This window comes from Cohnella sp. (genome assembly GCF_041641335.1).
Lineage (GTDB): Bacteria > Bacillota > Bacilli > Paenibacillales > Paenibacillaceae > Cohnella.
Map to the genome: position 1 here is coordinate 1 of NZ_JBEPYQ010000099.1, position 15,944 is coordinate 15,944.

Annotated in this window: 17 protein-coding genes; 4 read left to right on the plus strand and 13 right to left on the minus strand. The window is 57.4% G+C overall.

Annotation, left to right across the window (positions count from 1 at the left end):
• Nucleotides 1-212: 212 nt before the first annotated feature.
• On the minus strand, nt 213-1,349 hold the full coding sequence (locus tag ACESLM_RS25160) for a glycerate kinase (protein WP_372635907.1): 1,137 nt from the start codon (nt 1,347-1,349) through the stop codon (nt 213-215).
• 164 nt (nt 1,350-1,513) lie between these two features.
• On the opposite strand from ACESLM_RS25160, the gene ACESLM_RS25165 reads away from it, so the two are divergent.
• From ACESLM_RS25165 to ACESLM_RS25175, 3 genes are all read left to right on the plus strand, one after another.
• The gene (locus ACESLM_RS25165; RefSeq protein WP_372635910.1) at nt 1,514-2,029 is read left to right on the plus strand and encodes a GNAT family N-acetyltransferase; all 516 of its coding nucleotides are present in this window, start codon (nt 1,514-1,516) and stop codon (nt 2,027-2,029) included.
• 184 nt (nt 2,030-2,213) lie between these two features.
• On the plus strand, nt 2,214-2,714 hold the full coding sequence (locus tag ACESLM_RS25170; protein WP_372635913.1) for a hypothetical protein: 501 nt from the start codon (nt 2,214-2,216) through the stop codon (nt 2,712-2,714).
• Nucleotides 2,715-2,854: 140 nt separating this feature from the next.
• Nucleotides 2,855-3,820, plus strand: coding sequence for a serine hydrolase domain-containing protein (locus tag ACESLM_RS25175; RefSeq protein ID WP_372635916.1), 966 nt, complete (start codon nt 2,855-2,857; stop codon nt 3,818-3,820).
• 43 nt (nt 3,821-3,863) lie between these two features.
• Here the strand turns inward: ACESLM_RS25175 and ahpF are convergent, their stop codons facing one another.
• The 12 genes from ahpF to ACESLM_RS25235 all read right to left on the minus strand — a co-directional run bounded on the left by ahpF (nt 3,864) and on the right by ACESLM_RS25235 (nt 14,482).
• Nucleotides 3,864-5,393, minus strand: a complete 1,530-nt coding sequence (gene ahpF, locus ACESLM_RS25180; protein WP_372635919.1) for an alkyl hydroperoxide reductase subunit F — start codon at nt 5,391-5,393, stop codon at nt 3,864-3,866.
• A 14-nt stretch (nt 5,394-5,407) separates the two neighbouring features.
• Nucleotides 5,408-5,971 (minus strand): alkyl hydroperoxide reductase subunit C, encoded by a 564-nt coding sequence (ahpC, locus tag ACESLM_RS25185; RefSeq protein WP_094046656.1) that lies wholly within the window; start codon nt 5,969-5,971, stop codon nt 5,408-5,410.
• A gap of 276 nt (nt 5,972-6,247) precedes the next feature.
• Nucleotides 6,248-7,120: an ectoine hydroxylase gene (gene thpD / locus ACESLM_RS25190; protein ID WP_372635922.1), complete on the minus strand. Its 873-nt coding sequence runs from the start codon at nt 7,118-7,120 to the stop codon at nt 6,248-6,250.
• Between the two features lie 32 nt (nt 7,121-7,152).
• Nucleotides 7,153-7,539 carry an ectoine synthase gene (locus tag ACESLM_RS25195; RefSeq protein ID WP_372635925.1) on the minus strand — a complete coding sequence of 129 codons (387 nt, stop codon included), beginning with the start codon at nt 7,537-7,539 and terminating at the stop codon, nt 7,153-7,155.
• A 36-nt stretch (nt 7,540-7,575) separates the two neighbouring features.
• Entirely contained in the window at nt 7,576-8,874 is a 1,299-nt protein-coding gene (gene ectB, locus ACESLM_RS25200; protein WP_372635928.1) for a diaminobutyrate--2-oxoglutarate transaminase, read from the minus strand.
• A gap of 3 nt (nt 8,875-8,877) precedes the next feature.
• Entirely contained in the window at nt 8,878-9,411 is a 534-nt protein-coding gene (gene ectA, locus ACESLM_RS25205) for a diaminobutyrate acetyltransferase (protein ID WP_372635931.1), read from the minus strand.
• Complete coding sequence (gene ehuA, locus ACESLM_RS25210; RefSeq protein WP_372635933.1) at nt 9,408-10,244, minus strand: ectoine/hydroxyectoine ABC transporter ATP-binding protein EhuA; 837 nt, start codon at nt 10,242-10,244, stop codon at nt 9,408-9,410. Before ehuA ends, ectA begins: the two co-directional genes overlap by 4 nt.
• On the minus strand, nt 10,241-10,915 hold the full coding sequence (gene ehuD, locus ACESLM_RS25215) for an ectoine/hydroxyectoine ABC transporter permease subunit EhuD (RefSeq protein WP_372635935.1): 675 nt from the start codon (nt 10,913-10,915) through the stop codon (nt 10,241-10,243). The genes ehuA and ehuD overlap by 4 nt, the downstream gene beginning before the upstream one ends.
• Before the next feature lies 1 nt (nt 10,916).
• Nucleotides 10,917-11,573: an ectoine/hydroxyectoine ABC transporter permease subunit EhuC gene (gene ehuC / locus ACESLM_RS25220; RefSeq protein WP_372635937.1), complete on the minus strand. Its 657-nt coding sequence runs from the start codon at nt 11,571-11,573 to the stop codon at nt 10,917-10,919.
• Nucleotides 11,573-12,472, minus strand: coding sequence for an ectoine/hydroxyectoine ABC transporter substrate-binding protein EhuB (gene ehuB, locus ACESLM_RS25225; RefSeq protein WP_372635940.1), 900 nt, complete (start codon nt 12,470-12,472; stop codon nt 11,573-11,575). The genes ehuC and ehuB overlap by 1 nt, the downstream gene beginning before the upstream one ends.
• A gap of 356 nt (nt 12,473-12,828) precedes the next feature.
• The gene (cyoE, locus tag ACESLM_RS25230; RefSeq protein WP_372635972.1) at nt 12,829-13,716 is read right to left on the minus strand and encodes a heme o synthase; all 888 of its coding nucleotides are present in this window, start codon (nt 13,714-13,716) and stop codon (nt 12,829-12,831) included.
• Nucleotides 13,717-13,879: 163 nt separating this feature from the next.
• The gene (locus ACESLM_RS25235; RefSeq protein ID WP_372635943.1) at nt 13,880-14,482 is read right to left on the minus strand and encodes a TetR/AcrR family transcriptional regulator; all 603 of its coding nucleotides are present in this window, start codon (nt 14,480-14,482) and stop codon (nt 13,880-13,882) included.
• 176 nt (nt 14,483-14,658) lie between these two features.
• Between ACESLM_RS25235 and ACESLM_RS25240 the strand changes: the two genes are divergently transcribed.
• Nucleotides 14,659-15,888 (plus strand): MFS transporter, encoded by a 1,230-nt coding sequence (locus tag ACESLM_RS25240; RefSeq protein WP_372635946.1) that lies wholly within the window; start codon nt 14,659-14,661, stop codon nt 15,886-15,888.
• Nucleotides 15,889-15,944: the final 56 nt, after the last annotated feature.

A 15,944-nucleotide genomic window follows, 5' to 3' on the forward strand; every position in this document is an offset into this window, starting at 1 on the left:
ATACCAATCTAAGACTGATTATATCAAATTGCCACAAACCGGAGCAATAAGAGCTTCCAGGCTTCGCCTGGCCGCTATTCATCCCCTCCCTGTAGAGGAAGGGGACTTCTCTCGGAAAGCCGTTAAATAGTATACGCCTGCAGGAGTGATTCGCAAAGGTGTGCGCATACTCGACTCTTATGAGTTACCGCCCGCTTCCAAAGCATGAACGATCAGGGAAGCGAGCGCTCGCTCGCGGCGGCGATCAGCCGGACGATGCGGCGGGTCGCACGATAGAGGCTGCCTTCGGCGTTCTCCATGCATTCCGCCAACGTCGCCGGGCCCTCGACGATGGAGAAGCAGCCGGCGAAGTAAGAATCAAGCCTTTCGCTCGCGGGACCGAGACTGCCCGACAGGAGCACCGCCTTCGTTCCCGTCTCGCGGGCCAGCTTGGCGACGTGGAGAGGAAGCTTGCCGTACAGCGTCTGTCCGTCGCTTCTTCCTTCCCCGGTAATAACCCAATCCGCGTCCCGGATCCGCTCCTTCAGCCCGACGTAGGCTTCCAGCACCTCGGCTCCCGGCGCAAGCTTGGCCCCGAGGGCCAGGAAGGCGAAGCCGAGGCCGCCAGCCGCTCCGGCTCCGGGCTCGCTTCGCAGCGCAGCGCCTCTATCTGACTCAATCTTGTCCGCATAAACGGCCATCGCATCGTCCAGGCGGCGGCACAATTCCGGCGTCGCTCCTTTTTGCGGACCGTAGACGGCCGCAGCACCGTCCTCGCCGAGCAGCGGATTGCGCACGTCGCAGGCGACCGTGATCCGGGCGGAGGCGAGGCGCGGATCGAGGCCGGAGAAATCGACGGACGCGATCTCGGCCAAGTCCGCCCCGAAGCCGCGCAGCGGCGTTCCCGAACGATCGAGGAAGACCGCGCCGAGCGCACCAAGCATCCCGATTCCGCCGTCGTTCGTGGAGCTCCCGCCCAGCCCGATGACGAAATCCGCGAAGCCGGCGTCCAGCGCGGCACGAATCGCTTCGCCCAGTCCGGCGGACGTCGTGCGCAGCGGATTGCGTTCCGCTTCCGGAACCATCGTCAGCCCGAACAGATTGGCGGCCTCGAGCACGGCCGTCCGGCCTATCGCTCCGTAGTACGAGCGCACGGGCAGGCCCAACGGCCCCGTCGCCTCTATCGGCCGCTTCTCTCCGCCGCCCGCCGCCACGAGCGCGTCCACCGTGCCTTCTCCCCCGTCAGCCATCGGCAGGGGGATCGCTTCCGCGTCCGGCAGCGCGTCCCGCACCGCTCTGACCATCGCGTACGCGGCTTGCACCGCGCTCAGGCTCCCCTTGAACGAATCCGGCGCCAATACGATTCTCATCCCAAACTCCCCTCTCCTCCATACGCGATCGACTGTTAATCAGCACTTTCACTTATTTAATCATATTTCTCGGGAGATTGCAGAGCTCTATTAAAAAGAATCAGCCTATGGTATACAATAGAGGCATATGCAACCATTCGCCCGCAAGGAGAGGAAACACGAAAATGACGATACGGTTCCGAGGTTGCGTCGAAGACGACGATTTCGCCCAAGTCTCGCTGTACATGGTAGAGCACCGAAGAGACTTGCACCCTTCTTTGTGTACGATAGATATGGTCACGATTCTGTACGGGTACATGTCAGACGGTCATTTGCATTACGGAGTGGATGAAGACGGACGAATCGTCGGCGCATCCGGCTTCTATATTCAACCGTCAGAAGAAGGCGTTCGCGATCGCGCCAGCGTGCTCATCGACGTAGGCATCGTAGACAAGGAGCGCAGGGGCACGCGCTTGTTTCTGAGAGGGATGCGTCATATGATCGACTACGTCTCCGACCATTACCCCGAGGTCGAAGTCGTCCGGCTGTGCGCGCTCTCGGACAATCCCTACCTATGCAAGCTGTATGCGAAAATCGCCCCTTTCGAAGGTACGCGGGAAGGCAGCGTCGGACAGGAATCGATGTTTTCCGGAGAAATACACCGAATTAGGTATATTCTTAATCGACTGAATCCCCTATAATGAAAGGGCAATTCCAACTATTTCCGAAGGAGGACAAGCTCATGTATCCAGCTAAACCGGACATCAAAGATATCAAGAAGGGTTCCGGATTCGGCAAAATCGTCAAGGTGAACGATTCGCTCCGCGCGGCTCCGGTCATCGTCACGAAGTAATGCCTTATCTTTTCCGCGTATGCAGGTTCGATATGGACCATGAGGCCTATATCAAGTTCGTCTTGAAGCATCATCGGGACTTGAACCTGCCGTACCCGTTTCAAGTCAAGCTCAGCTTCGCCGGCAGTCCGCTCCTTCTGGGCAAGGCGATGCTCGTTATCGACGAGGAGTCGTACGAAATGGTCGGCGCGGCGGGGGTCGTCTTCGGCACCGGAGCGAACGATCATCAAGATCGCGATGTGTGCCAGGCGGAACTCGCCTTCCTTCTCCCGAAGCATCGGGGGACTCCGCTGTTCGTTCAGGGACTGCAAGCGCTGCTGGACGTCGCTCGCGAAGCCAATCCGGACGTTGAATGGTTTCAGTTCTGGGTTCCCGGCGGCCCGGCCGAGCTGGCCAAGCTTTACTCCAAGCTCGCCTCGTTGCCCGGCGCAAGCCTGCAGGCTGCCAACGGAACGTCGCTGGTGCGAATTCCTTTCGGGGAACTGCTCGCTTACGTCCGATCCTTGGCGCGAAAGTCCGCCAGCACCGCTTGACGGCGCTCTTCAAGCAAAAGGAACAGATTCAGTTGACGCGTGCATGCGCCTGGAATCTGTTCCTTTTGTTTTTTTCGTATGACGACGGCCCCGGAACTCCGAATTTGCATTCCCCCGCCCAAGACGATAACATCTATCGTATGAACCTATCTCATCTGACAACCGCCATTCTCCCTCTTGACCTGAGAAGCTGCCTGATCAGCCGGGACGGACGACTGCTGTTCGAGCATTACCGCCATTCGCGCATTCCGGACGAGCTGGCCAAGGTCAATTCGTGCACGAAGAGCATTCTGTCGGCTCTCCTATGCATCGCTATGGACCGAGGAATGCTGCCGGAACCTCACACGACGATTTCCGAGTTTTTCCCGAAGCTGCGATCGGACCCCGATTCCCGGAAAAGGGACATTACGATCGAGCATCTGATGACAATGACCCCGGGGTTTAAGTGGACCGAGTTCGGCGGAATCCAGTCGTTCCCGCGCATGACGCGGTCCGACGATTGGGTCGATTTCGTGCTCTCCCAACCGATGGCGGAAGCGCCCGGACGTAGAATGGAGTACAGCTCCGGCGCGTCCCAACTGCTGTCCGCGATTCTCGCGCGGGCATGCGGGATGCCGATCGCCCGCTTTGCCGAGCTGGAGCTGTTCGGTCCGCTCGGCATCGAATCATACGAATGGGAGACCGATCCGCAAGGCCTTTATACGGGGGGATACGGCTTGCGACTGAGCCCCGCGCATCTGCTCGAATTCGGGCGCCTCTATTTGAATCGGGCCCGTTTGGGGGAGGGCCAGTTGGTTTCCGAGGAGCGCGCGATCCGTTCCGTGCAGCCGGCTGTTCCCGCCAGCCCGCCGAATGTCGGCTATTACGGCTGGCATTGGTGGACGGATACGTTCGCGGAGCAAGCCGCCGGCGACAATGCGAGCACGCCCCTCTCTTCCTCTTTCGACTATTTTTATGCCCGAGGCTACGGAGGACAATATGTCTACGTCATCCCCGATCTGCGCATCGTGGTCGTATTGACGGATGATAAAAGAAAAAAAGATCGGAAACCAGTAAATGCGTTTCTCGATCTGATCGCACCGGCGCTTCATCCTTCTGCAGGTTAAAGCCGAACGGCCCCGTTCAGGGCAGCTGTCCGGCCTCCCGCATCTAATTCCGAATCAGGTAATCGAATGCGCCGAGCGCGGCTGTCGCGCCCGATCCCATCGAAATGATGATCTGCTTGTACGGACTATTCGTGCAATCGCCCGCGGCGAATACGCCCGGCAAGCTCGTCGCGCCATGGCGGTCGACGACGATCTCGCCCATGCGAGTGCGCTCGAGCGTATCTCCGAGCCAATCGGTATTCGGAACGAGACCGATCTGCACGAATACGCCTTGCAGCTCGACATGCTTCTCTTCTCCCGTAGCCCGGTCGATGAAGGAGATGCCGTTCACCTTGTCCGTTCCGGTAATTTCCTTCGTCTGCACGTTCTTGTGCACCGTGACGTTAGGAAGGCTGTATAGACGATCCTGAAGCACGGAATCCGCCTTCAGCTCGGGCATGAATTCCAGCACCGTGACATGGCTGACGATGCCCGCAAGGTCGATCGCCGCTTCGATGCCGGAGTTGCCTCCGCCGATGACCGCGACGTGTTTGCCCGCGAACAGCGGACCGTCGCAGTGCGGACAGTAGGCGACGCCTTTGTTTTTGAACTCCGCTTCGCCCGGAACGCCGACGTTGCGCCAGCGCGCGCCGGTGGACAGAATAACCGTCTTGCTCTTCAGCACGGCCCCGTTCTCGAGCTCGACTTCGATGAAGTCCTTCTTCTCCAGACGTTTGGCTCGCTGCAGCTTCATGACGTCGACGTTGTATTCCTTGACATGCTCCTCCAGGCTCGCGGCGAGCTTGGCGCCCTCGGTATACTTCACGCTGATGAAGTTTTCGATCCCGACGGTGTCCATCACTTGACCGCCGAAGCGTTCCGCGACGATGCCTGTGCGGATGCCTTTGCGCGCCGCGTAGATCGCCGAGCTTGCGCCAGCCGGTCCGCCGCCGATAACGAGCACGTCGAACGGCTCTTTGCCTTCGAATTCCGAAGCGTCCGGGGCGTCGGAGATTTTGGCGATGATTTCTTCCAGCGACATGCGTCCGCTGCCGAAAAACTCCCCGTTCAGGAAGACGGACGGCACGGCCAGAATGTCCTTGCTCTCGACTTCGTCCTTGAAGGCGGCTCCGTCGATCATCGTATGGGAAATGCCCGGATTCAGGACGCTCATCACGTTGAGCGCCTGCACGACGTCCGGACAGTTATGGCAGCTCAAGCTGACGTAAGATTCGAACGCATAATGGCCTTTAATGCTTTTGATTTGATCGATGACGTTTTGTTCTACCTTCGGAGCCCGTCCGCTCACCTGCAGCAACGCCAGCACGAGCGAAGTGAACTCGTGTCCGAGCGGGATGCCGGCGAAGACGATGCCCGTATCCTCTCCGACCCGGTTCACGCTGAAACTCGGCGTTCTTGCCAACTGAGCTTTCTCGGTCGTAATCCGGGGAGACATGCCGGCCAGCTCTTCCAAGAAAGCCAGCATGTCGTTGGATACGGCATCGTCGGACGATGCGCTAACCTGGATTAGCACATCGCCTTCCAGGAGCTGAAGGTATTGGCTGAGTTGTTGTTTGATATCCGCATCCAACACCGGAGCAGCCCCCTTTAGATTTTGCCTACGAGATCAAGACTTGGTTTCAAGGTTTGCGATCCTTCTTGCCATTTAGCAGGGCACACTTCGCCCGGATTGCTGCGAACGTATTGCGCCGCTTTGATCTTGTTGACCAGCGTGCTTGCGTCGCGGCCGATGCCGCCTGCATTGATTTCGACCGTCTGGATGACGCCGTCCGGATCGATGATGAACGTGCCGCGGTCAGCCAGGCCGTCCGCTTCGATCAGCACGTCGAAGTTGCGAGAGATCGTATGGGACGGATCGCCGATCATGATGTACGTGATTTTGCCGATCGTCTCGGAGCTGTCGTGCCATGCTTTATGGGTGAAGTGCGTATCCGTCGATACGGAGTAAACTTCTACGCCAAGAGATTTCAAAGTTTCATATTGATCTTGCAGGTCGCCCAGCTCGGTCGGGCATACGAACGTGAAATCCGCCGGATAGAAGCATACGACGCTCCACTTTCCTTTGAAGCTTTCTTCGGATACTTCGATAAACTTGCCGTTGTGGTAGGCGGACGCCTTAAAAGGTTTGACTTCTGTTCCAATCAGAGACATTGCAATTCCTCCTATAGGGTAATGTTTGTGAAAACTAATTGAGAATTGTTAGCAGTCTATAATTATTCTTATCTACTGCTTATTACAAATAATATCATCATTCGCCTATCTTCACATGAAGAATAGATGAAGAGAATTTGTCTATTTTGTGAACGAGCATCTCTTGAACCCGTACCGTTTTATTATTGCGCATTTACTGGAAAAATATAAGTAAAAAACCAGTCCGGAACCTCGGTTAACCGAGATTTCGGACTGGCTTCAGGGCGCGCGCTTGTTTTAGCGCGACGCGATGAAGGACGGACGCGGTTTGACGGCGGAGAACGGTTTCTGCAGCCGATTCTCGACGCTGTTGAACACGTAGAACGCGTTGCTGCGAGGATACGGAGAAATATTGCTGGCCGAACCGTGCATCAGGTTGCAATCGAACAGCAGCACGGATCCGGCTTTGCCGACGGGCATCTGAATGCCTCCCTGCTCGACCAGCCGGGCCAAGCTTTCCTGATCCGGCACGCCGTACTCCTGCCTGCGCAGCGATTGTTTGTAATGGTCGTCCGGCGTTCGGCCGACGCAGCTGACGAACGTCCGATGCGACCCGGGAACGACCATCAGCGCCCCGTTATAAGGATTGTTGTCCTCCAGCGCGATCGAGCAGCTCAACGCGCGCATGCGCGGCATGCCATCCTCCGCATGCCAGGTTTCGAAATCGGAATGCCAATAAAATTCCTTGCCGGTAAAGCCGGGCTTAAAATTGATTCTCGACTGATGAACATAGACTTCGCTGCCCAGAATTTGCCGAACGATGGCGGATAGTCTCGGATGAACGGCCAACTCCTTGAAGAACGAATGACTGCCGTGAACCGCGAAAACGGAGCGAACCTCGTCTCCGCCCGGTTCAAGAATGACCTCCGGCCGAGTCGAACCTTGGCAGGAAGCAAGCAATTCCCGGGTTTCGGCCTTAAAAACGTCGACCTCCTCCGCTCTGAAGAACTCCTCCAGAAACAGATAGCCGTTTTCTTCGTAGAATGAAAGCTGCTGCTTATCGATTTCCTGCTGCCGAATCTCCGCATCGTAGACAACGGGATCGACTCTTTCAATAAAAGAGGGTCTGGCTTCCTTGCGAGTCGGGTAAAAATCGGTTGCAATCGTCATCTCGTTCACGCTCCCAGAAATGGATATGGATTTCAGGATTGCGGCGCCGCATAGGCGCCCTCCTCGTCATGCACCTCTTGTCCCGTGCAAGGGGGTGAAAATACGCAAATCATCCTCATATCGGTTGCGCCTCGGAGAAGATGCTTTTCGTGACCGTTCAGCACGTACAGCATACCGGGTCGGATCGCATGCTTTTCGCCGGTTTCGACCAGTTCGACTTCGCCCTGTCCTTCAATACAGTAGACGGCTTCGACATGATGCTTATACCAGATCGGCGTCTCTGTTCCGGCCTTGATGATCGTGTCGTGCAAGGAAAAGCCGACCCCGTCGTCCTTCAATAAAAGCCGGCGGCTGTTCCACGTCGACGCCGCGACATCGAAATCCGTTCCGACACGTTCCTCCAAATATCTGACGATCATGCTGCATTCCTGCCTCTCTTCATATATATATCGAATCTAATGAGCCAACAAGGCCCGCTTCTCGTCGACAAGCTCCACAAGGCATTCTTCGAGCAAGCCGAGTCCTCTCTTCAGCCCTTCGCGATCGATCGTCAAAGGGGGCATAATCTTGATGACCTCGCTGTCGGTTCCAGAGGTTTCCATGATGAGTCCGCGCTCGAACGCCAATCGCGATATCCGGTCGGCCATGCCGGGCTCAAACGCAATGCCCTGCATCAGTCCCAACCCTCTCCGTTCTCCGTTCAAGCCCGGGAACTCCCGCGTCATGTTTTCCAGTTCTCCGCTCAGGAAGCGCGCCTTCTCCCCGATCTCCTCCTCGAATCTGCCGGTTTGCCAATAGTTCAGCGCCTCGGAGGCGGCTACGAAAGCCAGATTATTGCCGCGGAACGTGCCGTTGTGCTCTCCCGGCTTCCACTTGTCAAGCTCCGGCTTGATCAAGGTCAGCGCCATCGGCAAGCCGTACCCGCCGATCGACTTGGACAAGCAGACGATATCGGGAACGATTCCGCTTCGCTCAAAGCTGAAGAAGGGGCCTGTTCTGCCGCAGCCCATCTGCACGTCGTCGACGATAAGCAGCATTCCGTACCGCTTGCAGATCGACGCCAACCCCTTCAGCCATTGATCCGAGGCAACATGAATGCCTCCTTCTCCCTGAAGCGTCTCGACGATAATGGCCGCCGGAAGCGATATTCCGCTTCCGCTGTCCTTCAGATAGCTCTCGATATAGTCTAACGTGTTGATGTCGGATCCCAAATACCCGTCATACGGCATCGATACGGCATGATGCAGCGGCACGCCCGCGCCCCCGCGCTTGAACTTGTTACCCGTAACGGCAAGCGCTCCGAGCGTCATGCCATGAAACGCGTTCGTAAAGCCCATGACGGTCTGACGTGCGGTCACTTTTCTGGCGAGCTTCAGGGCGCTCTCCACCGAATTGGTTCCCGTGGGACCCGGAAACATCACTTTGTAGTCCAAACCTCTAGGCTTCAGAATGATTCTGCTAAACCGGGAGAGAAAATCCTCCTTGGCCCGTGACGCCATATCCAAAGTATGCGAAATGCCGTCTTCGGCCAAATACGCCATCAGCTTCCGCTTCATTTCCGGCGGATTATGCCCGTAATTCAACGCGCCTGCGCCCGCAAAAAAATCAAGATAAGCTTTGCCTTCGACGTCCCACATCGTATAGCCCGACGCCTTTTCGAATTTGGCCGGAAACGATCGGCAGTAGCTCCTGACCTCCGATTCGTTCCGTTCGAATACCTGCATATCGTTCCTTTTGCTTGTCGACGGTTCCATCGTTCAGCCGACTCCTCCTTCACTCCCATTTTTGTCTATGAGCGGTCCGATTCGATACAGTTCCTCGCGCTCATGCGAACGTCCGGGAAAACAACGTTCCTCGAAGCCGGACGAAATACGAACCGCAAGGCCGCGCGAACCCGCCCATTTCTCGAACAGCGCGCGCGAGGCGGTATTCGAGGGCGACACGGTAGCTTCCACGAAACGAACATCCTCATGATCGGTTACTTCGTCGAGCAGTTTGCCGGCAAGCCCTCGCCCCCGCATGTTCTCGGCTACGGCAATCTGCCAGACGAACAGCGTATCGGGACTTGCGGGTTGTCGAAATCCGATGACGAAGCCGAGCGCGGACTGCCCCGTCTCGTCGACCGCGATTCGGCAGCTGTCGCCGAACCATCGGCTCATTGCCAAATAGAAATAAGCGGAATTGAGATCAAGCTTGCCGCTGTCCCTCGCGATTTCCCACATGCGGGCCCCGTCCGATTCGCCCGGAATACGGAACGTTACGATGGGGAGCCGCTTGTCCCCGCCGCTCATGGCTCTGCACCTGCGGCTACTCGGCCGTTGGGCTCTTCCTTCAGAAAGCGGGACAGAAACGCCTGAAGCCTTGGACTTTGCGGACGCTCGAAAATCTCCTCCGGAGTTCCTTGCTCGACGATGCTCCCGCCGTCCGTAAACAGCACTCGGTCGGCCACGTCGCGGGCAAAATCCATTTCGTGCGTAATTAAAATCATGGCGGTATCCCCTTGAGATGCAATTCCTTTGATGACTTCCAATACTTCGCCTACCAGCTCGGGATCGAGCGCGGAGGTCACTTCGTCGAACAGCATGATTTTCGGCTCCATGACGAGAGCTCTGGCGATCGCGACCCGCTGCTTCTGACCTCCCGACAATTGCGACGGATAGTGGCCGACATGCTCGCTCAGACCGACTCGTTCCAGCATTTCGGCCGCACGGCGTTTGGCTTCTTCCTTATCCAATCCGCGCACATGCACAAGAGCCTCCGATACATTTCGCATAATCGTCATATGGGGAAACAGGTTGAAGTGCTGAAAGACCATGCCGATTTTCCCGCGAACGCGGTGGAGATGCTTCTCGCTCGCCGGCACCAGCTTGCCTTTCGCCGGCATGTGCCACAGCATCTCGCCGTCGACCTCGATCGTCCCCGACGACGGCTTCTCCAGCGTCATCAACAGCCGCGCGATCGTCGTTTTACCCGACCCGCTGGGGCCGATCAGAGCCAGCTTTTCGCGGGGGAAGATATCCAGATCCAGCTTGTTCAACACCGTTCGCTCACCGAATGCTTTCGTAATGTGGCGATACCGCACAATCGGCGTTTTATTCAGATTTATCGGATTATTCTGATTCATCGGGATCCAATTCTCCCTTCTCTTCGCTGCAGCCGTTTTTCCAGCATGCGCACAAGCAGAGCGGACGGATAGCTCAGCAAAAGGAAAATGAGACCGACCAGGGTGAAGGCTTCTACGTATCGGAACGAGGCCGAGCCTGCGATCTTGGCGGTCATGAGCAATTCCACGACGGTAATGGCAGACAGCGTCGGCGTCTCTTTGAACATCGTGATCAAGTAGTTCCCCATGACGGGAAGCGTCGGCGGAACGGATTGCGGCAGCACGATTCGGCTCCACGTTCGCCATTTTCCGAAATTCAGCGCGATCGCCGCTTCCCACTGTCCTTTCGGAACCGCTTCGATGCCGGAACGGTAAACCTCCGACAAATAAGTGCTGTAATGGATGCCCAAACCGAGCACTCCCGCCCAGAAAGGCGACAACCGAATACCGAACGATTGCGGCAATACGAACACCAATACGAACAGCTGGACAAGAAGCGGCGTGCTTCGCACAAATTCGGCGGCGGCCGCAACGGGCGCCGAAAGCCAGCGGTTGCGCGATCTTCTGGCCAAGGCGATCGGAAGGCCAAGCAAGACGGCCAACGCGAATCCGGCCAGCGCTGCGCCTGCGGCGACCGGTATCGCCTCAAGCAGCTTCGGCAAAATCTTCTCGACGTACTCCCACTTCCACATGCTAGCTCCTTCCTGCCGCGGCTCTTCGTTCGGCCAATCGGACCAGCAACGTCAGTGCGCAAGCCGCCGCAAAGTACAGGACCAACAGCCACACGAAGATGGCAGCCGTGCTCGAAAGATCGTACGTTCGCAGCATCATCGCCTGATAGGTGACGTCCGCAAGCGTAATGAGATAAACGAGCGACGTTCCCTTGAGCAGCTCGATCTGCAGATTTCCGAATCCGGGCAGCATCATTCTCCATGCTTGAGGAAGAATGATGAGGCGAAGTCGCTGCGATGGAGTCATATTTAATGCGATCGCGGCCTCGGTCTGACCCTTCGGCACGGCCGAGATCGAGCTCCGCACCACTTCCGAGCCGTAAGCGCCGTAATTCAGGCTCAGCGCCAGTACGGCTGCCGTCATCGCCGACAGTTGAATATCCAGCAGCATCGGCAGCGCGAAATAAATCCAGAACAGCTGCACGAGCAGCGAAGTGCCGCGAAACACTTCCACGTAAGCTGCGGCCGGCCAGCGAAGCCAGACGCGCCGGGACATTCTGGCCAGCCCGGCAAGCATAGCGAACGCGAGCGCGGCAACAATGCTTAAAGCCGTCAGCATCAGCGTCGTTTTGAACCCTTTCAGCAGAGGGGGCAGCAACTCCAAATGAAGCCCATCCATTACTTCACGAGTTCCTCCGCGGTAACGTCGCCCGGAAGCTCCTGTTCGGTAAAGCCGAATTCCTGTAAAATCGCGAGCAGTTCGCCCGAGTCCTTAAGCTTTTGCAGTTCGGCATTGAAGGCTTCCCGGAAATCGTCGTCCTCTTGACGGAATACGGCGGCTCCGTAGCCTCTTACGCTCTTTCCGTCAATGACGGGCTGTTCGAAATCCATGACCCGCTCGATGCCGTCGTCCTTGGCGGATTCCAGCATCGCTTGCAGCGAAGGACCGGTCATCGTAATGGCGTCGGCGCGACCGGCTTGCAGCGCGGAAACGGCGGACGGCTGATCGGGCACGATGACGATTTGGTCCTGCGCAACGCCAACCTTCTCCAAATATTCCGCTTCTATCGCGCCAGCCATCACAGCTACCTTAGCCTGCGGATTCGCCTTGATATCTTCGTAGCTGCGAAGCCCCAGCGGATTGCCCTTCTTTACTGCGATCGCTTCGCCTATACTGTATTCGGGATTGGCGAAATCGACTTCCAGCGCTCTTTCCGGCGTGATGAACATCCCTGCCGTGATCAGATCGAAGCGCTTCGCTTTTAATCCGGGAATGAGAGAGCCAAATTCGGTCAGAACGCCATCCATCTCCGCAATTCCCAGGTTGGCCAAAACTTTCCTGGAAATTTCCACGGCCTCGCCCGTCAGCTTGCCGTCCGGCGTCGCATAGGCATAAGGTCTTTCATTGGCGAATCCGACCGAAATATAACCTTCACGCTGCGCTTTCTCCAACGTCGTTTCCGCCGCGCCGCCGGAAGCGTCCGGGTTTTCCTGCTTGTCTCCGCTCCCGCATCCCGCCAGCACCCCCAACGAAACCAACAAAACCAAGCCAAGCCTGACGTGAATCCATTTCTTCATTCCTCGAACTCCTTTTCTCCCTTATTTTGGTCAAACACGGTTGTTATGGTAACATGGATCGGCTCGAGGCTCACCCTTCATATCCGAGGCTCAGCAGGGCTGAGTCGGACTCAGCTCCGCTGAGGGGGGCTCAGCGGCCCTATTCGGCTTTATCCTCCCATATCCTGCCGTATCGGCCCCTATTCGAATTCGCGAAAAATCTCTTCCTATTAAGCAAAATAAAGAGAAGCTGAGATAAATCTAATAAATCGCTTTATTTTAATTCATAATCGCCCAAAATAACGATTTTTCGCCATCCGTCGACAAAAAAATCGAGCCCGCTAGGGACTCGATTTTTTTTGCAAAACAGGCGTAGTTTAAATCAGCGGCATGACGAGAGAAAAGCCGATAATCCCCAGCATGAGAACCGTAATATGGAACAACGAGAATATGAACATGGCGTTCGCCCACTTCTTCTCGGGCTTGCGGCGGTATCCCGATACGCTGAGCGCCAGCCACCAGACGCTTAACGCCGCGTTCGAGACGGCGATGACCGGACTGAACGGCCAGAACAGCGCGCTGGACAGCAGGAGCGCGACCAAATAGACGTTCATCTGCACGTACGTTCTGCGGATGCCCTTGACGACGGGAAGCATCGGAATGCCCGCCGCGCGGTACTCGTCCATCCGACGGATCGCGATCGCGTAGAAATGGGGCATTTGCCAGACGAGCATCATCGCGAAGATAGCCAGCGCCCCCGAATGCGTCAGATCGGGCGAGATGGCCGCCCATCCGATCAGGGGAGGCATCGCGCCGGAGAGGCTTCCGACTTCCGTGTTGTAGATCGTCGTCCGCTTGGTCCACATCGTATAAGGAACGACGTACAGGAACAGACCGAGAAAACCGAACAGCGCCGCCAGCGGAGACGCAACGTACAAGGCGATCAGGCCGAATACGGCGGTCCAGATGGCGATGAACAGCCCGCTCCTCGTGCCGACGTATCCGGTTACGGTCGGCCGCTCCTTCGTTCTGTCCATAATAGCGTCGATGTCCCGATCGTACAAATTGTTGAACGCGCCGGCCGAACCGATCACGAGAAAAGATCCGATCCCGGCCAGGACGATCGTGCCGATCTTGTCGAAGAACGGGATTCCTTCTACGTATAAGGCCATGCACAAGCCGGCGAACATCGCGATCAGGTTGGATTTGATGATTCCGATTTTTATCGTATCGAATAAGACATGGATAAACGATTTCGTGGGCATTTCAAGACTCAGACGACCGTTTTGAACTCGCTGCACGGCTTATCCGCTCCTTCCAGATTATCCTCCCCCCTATGCTAACATAACTTGCGCGATCATTCGCGGCTTTCGCGGAGACACCATCATTTTGTCATAAATTTATGTCGGCCCCGTCACAAATTCCGGTTTAGGGTTGGCCCGTGCGGTTTCGCCTCAGCAGCGCGACCGTTTCCTCCACGGACTGATCGAGAAACGACCGGGGCGGACGGGACTTCGCCAGCACCGTCAATCCGATCCACGAGACGACCAGCGCTTGCGCCAAGCCTTTGGCAGGAAGGCCGGGGTCCAACTCTCCGGAACGAATCCCCCGCTCGATCGCTTCCTGGAAGAGGACGGCGATATACATCTGATGCTCCCTGGTCAAAACCGCGAATTTCTCGTCATGCGGCGCCAGCTCCACCATCGAGTTGATGCAGAAGCATCCCCGGTTTGGCCCCTCTTCGTCCACGGTTGCCGTCGTGCTGCGAAACAGGCTTCGGAAAGCCTCAACAATAGAAGCGCGGTTTTGCAGAGAGCCCCGGACGTAAGCGGCATGGTCGCCCGTATACTTGCGAAGCGCGGCTTCGAACAGCTCCTTCTTATCGCCGAAAGCCGCGTACAGGCTCGGGCGCTGTATGCCCATGCCAGCCGTCAGATCGCTTAAAGACGTCCCCTCGAACCCCTTCTCCCAAAACAGCCGCATCGCCGCATCGAGCGCCTGCTCCTCGTCGAACTCTCTCGTACGCGCCATACTTCTCCCTCATTTCGTATCGAACGGTATTTTAAAATATACGCCTTATAAAGTTGATTGTCAAAGGATGACTGTAGGAGTTGACAGATTTGATTCTTTAAAGCTATATTTGTGACGCTATATTATTTACCGTTCGGTACATAATAAAATGCAGAAGAATCAGGAGGAATGGGGACATGAAAAATAGCGTTTCGCATTCGGGGAGCGCGGCGGAGGTCGGCCATCCTGGCGCAGGAGCCGCGCAGCCGGCCCCTCTTTCGCTACGTGCGGCCTATTTGTTTGCCGCTGCCGCTGGGCTGGCGGTGGCGAACGTGTACTATGCTCAGCCGCTGCTCGATTCGATCGCGGGAGAATTCGGCATCGCCCGCTCCACGATCGGCATAGTCGTTACGGTGACGCAAATCTGCTATGCGCTCGGTCTGCTGCTGATCGTGCCGCTGGGAGATCTGCTCAACCGCCGCAAACTGATCGGGGCGCAGATGCTATTGTCCGTCGCCGCGCTGCTGGCAGTCGGCCTCTCTTCGTCGAGCGCGACGCTGTTCGTCGGCATGGCTGCGGTCGGAGGACTCGCCGTCGTGACGCAGACGCTGGTCGCGTACGCGGCCGCTTTGGCTTCCCCTGCCGAGAGGGGACGCATCGTGGGCTTGGTGACAAGCGGCATCGTCATCGGCATTTTGCTTGCCCGGTCGTTCGCGGGCTTGTTGGCCGATATGGGCGGCTGGCGCGCCGTGTACTTCGCATCGGCGGCGCTCACGTCCGTCATGGCCGTCGCCTTGCTTCGGACGCTGCCTCTCCGCGAGCCTGCAAGCGAATCCGTCACCTACCCCGGCCTGCTTCGATCGATGCTCTTGCTGTTCGCGCAGGAGCGAATACTGCGGGTTCGCGCCGTCCTCGCCATGCTGATTTTCGCCGCATTCAGCATTTTGTGGACTTCGCTGGTGCTGCCTCTCAGCGCCCCGCCTTTCTCGCTGTCGCATACGGCGATCGGCGCTTTCGGACTGGCGGGAGCCGCCGGAGCGATGGCGGCCGCGCGCGCCGGCAGATTGGCCGATCGCGGCCTCGGACAGCGAACGACCGGAGCGGCGCTGCTTCTGCTGCTCGTCTCCTGGCTGCCGATCGGGATGACTCCGCATTCGTTGTTCGCGCTGCTCGCCGGCATCGTCCTGCTCGACGCGGCCGTGCAGGCGGTGCATGTGACCAACCAGAGCCTCATCTTGGCCGTGCGGCCGGAAGCCCGGAGCAGGCTGACCGCCGGCTATATGATGTTCTACTCGTTCGGCAGCGCGGCCGGTTCGATCGCCTCCACGATGACGTATCATGCCTCAGGCTGGACCGGCGTCTGCTTGCTCGGCGCGGCTGTCAGCGCCGCCGCCCTGCTGTTCTGGCTGTTCACCCGCCGTCCTTGAAGCGCCCGTCCCGCCCGTTACCAAGCGGTTTGGCTGGCCGCATTATCTCGCAATTG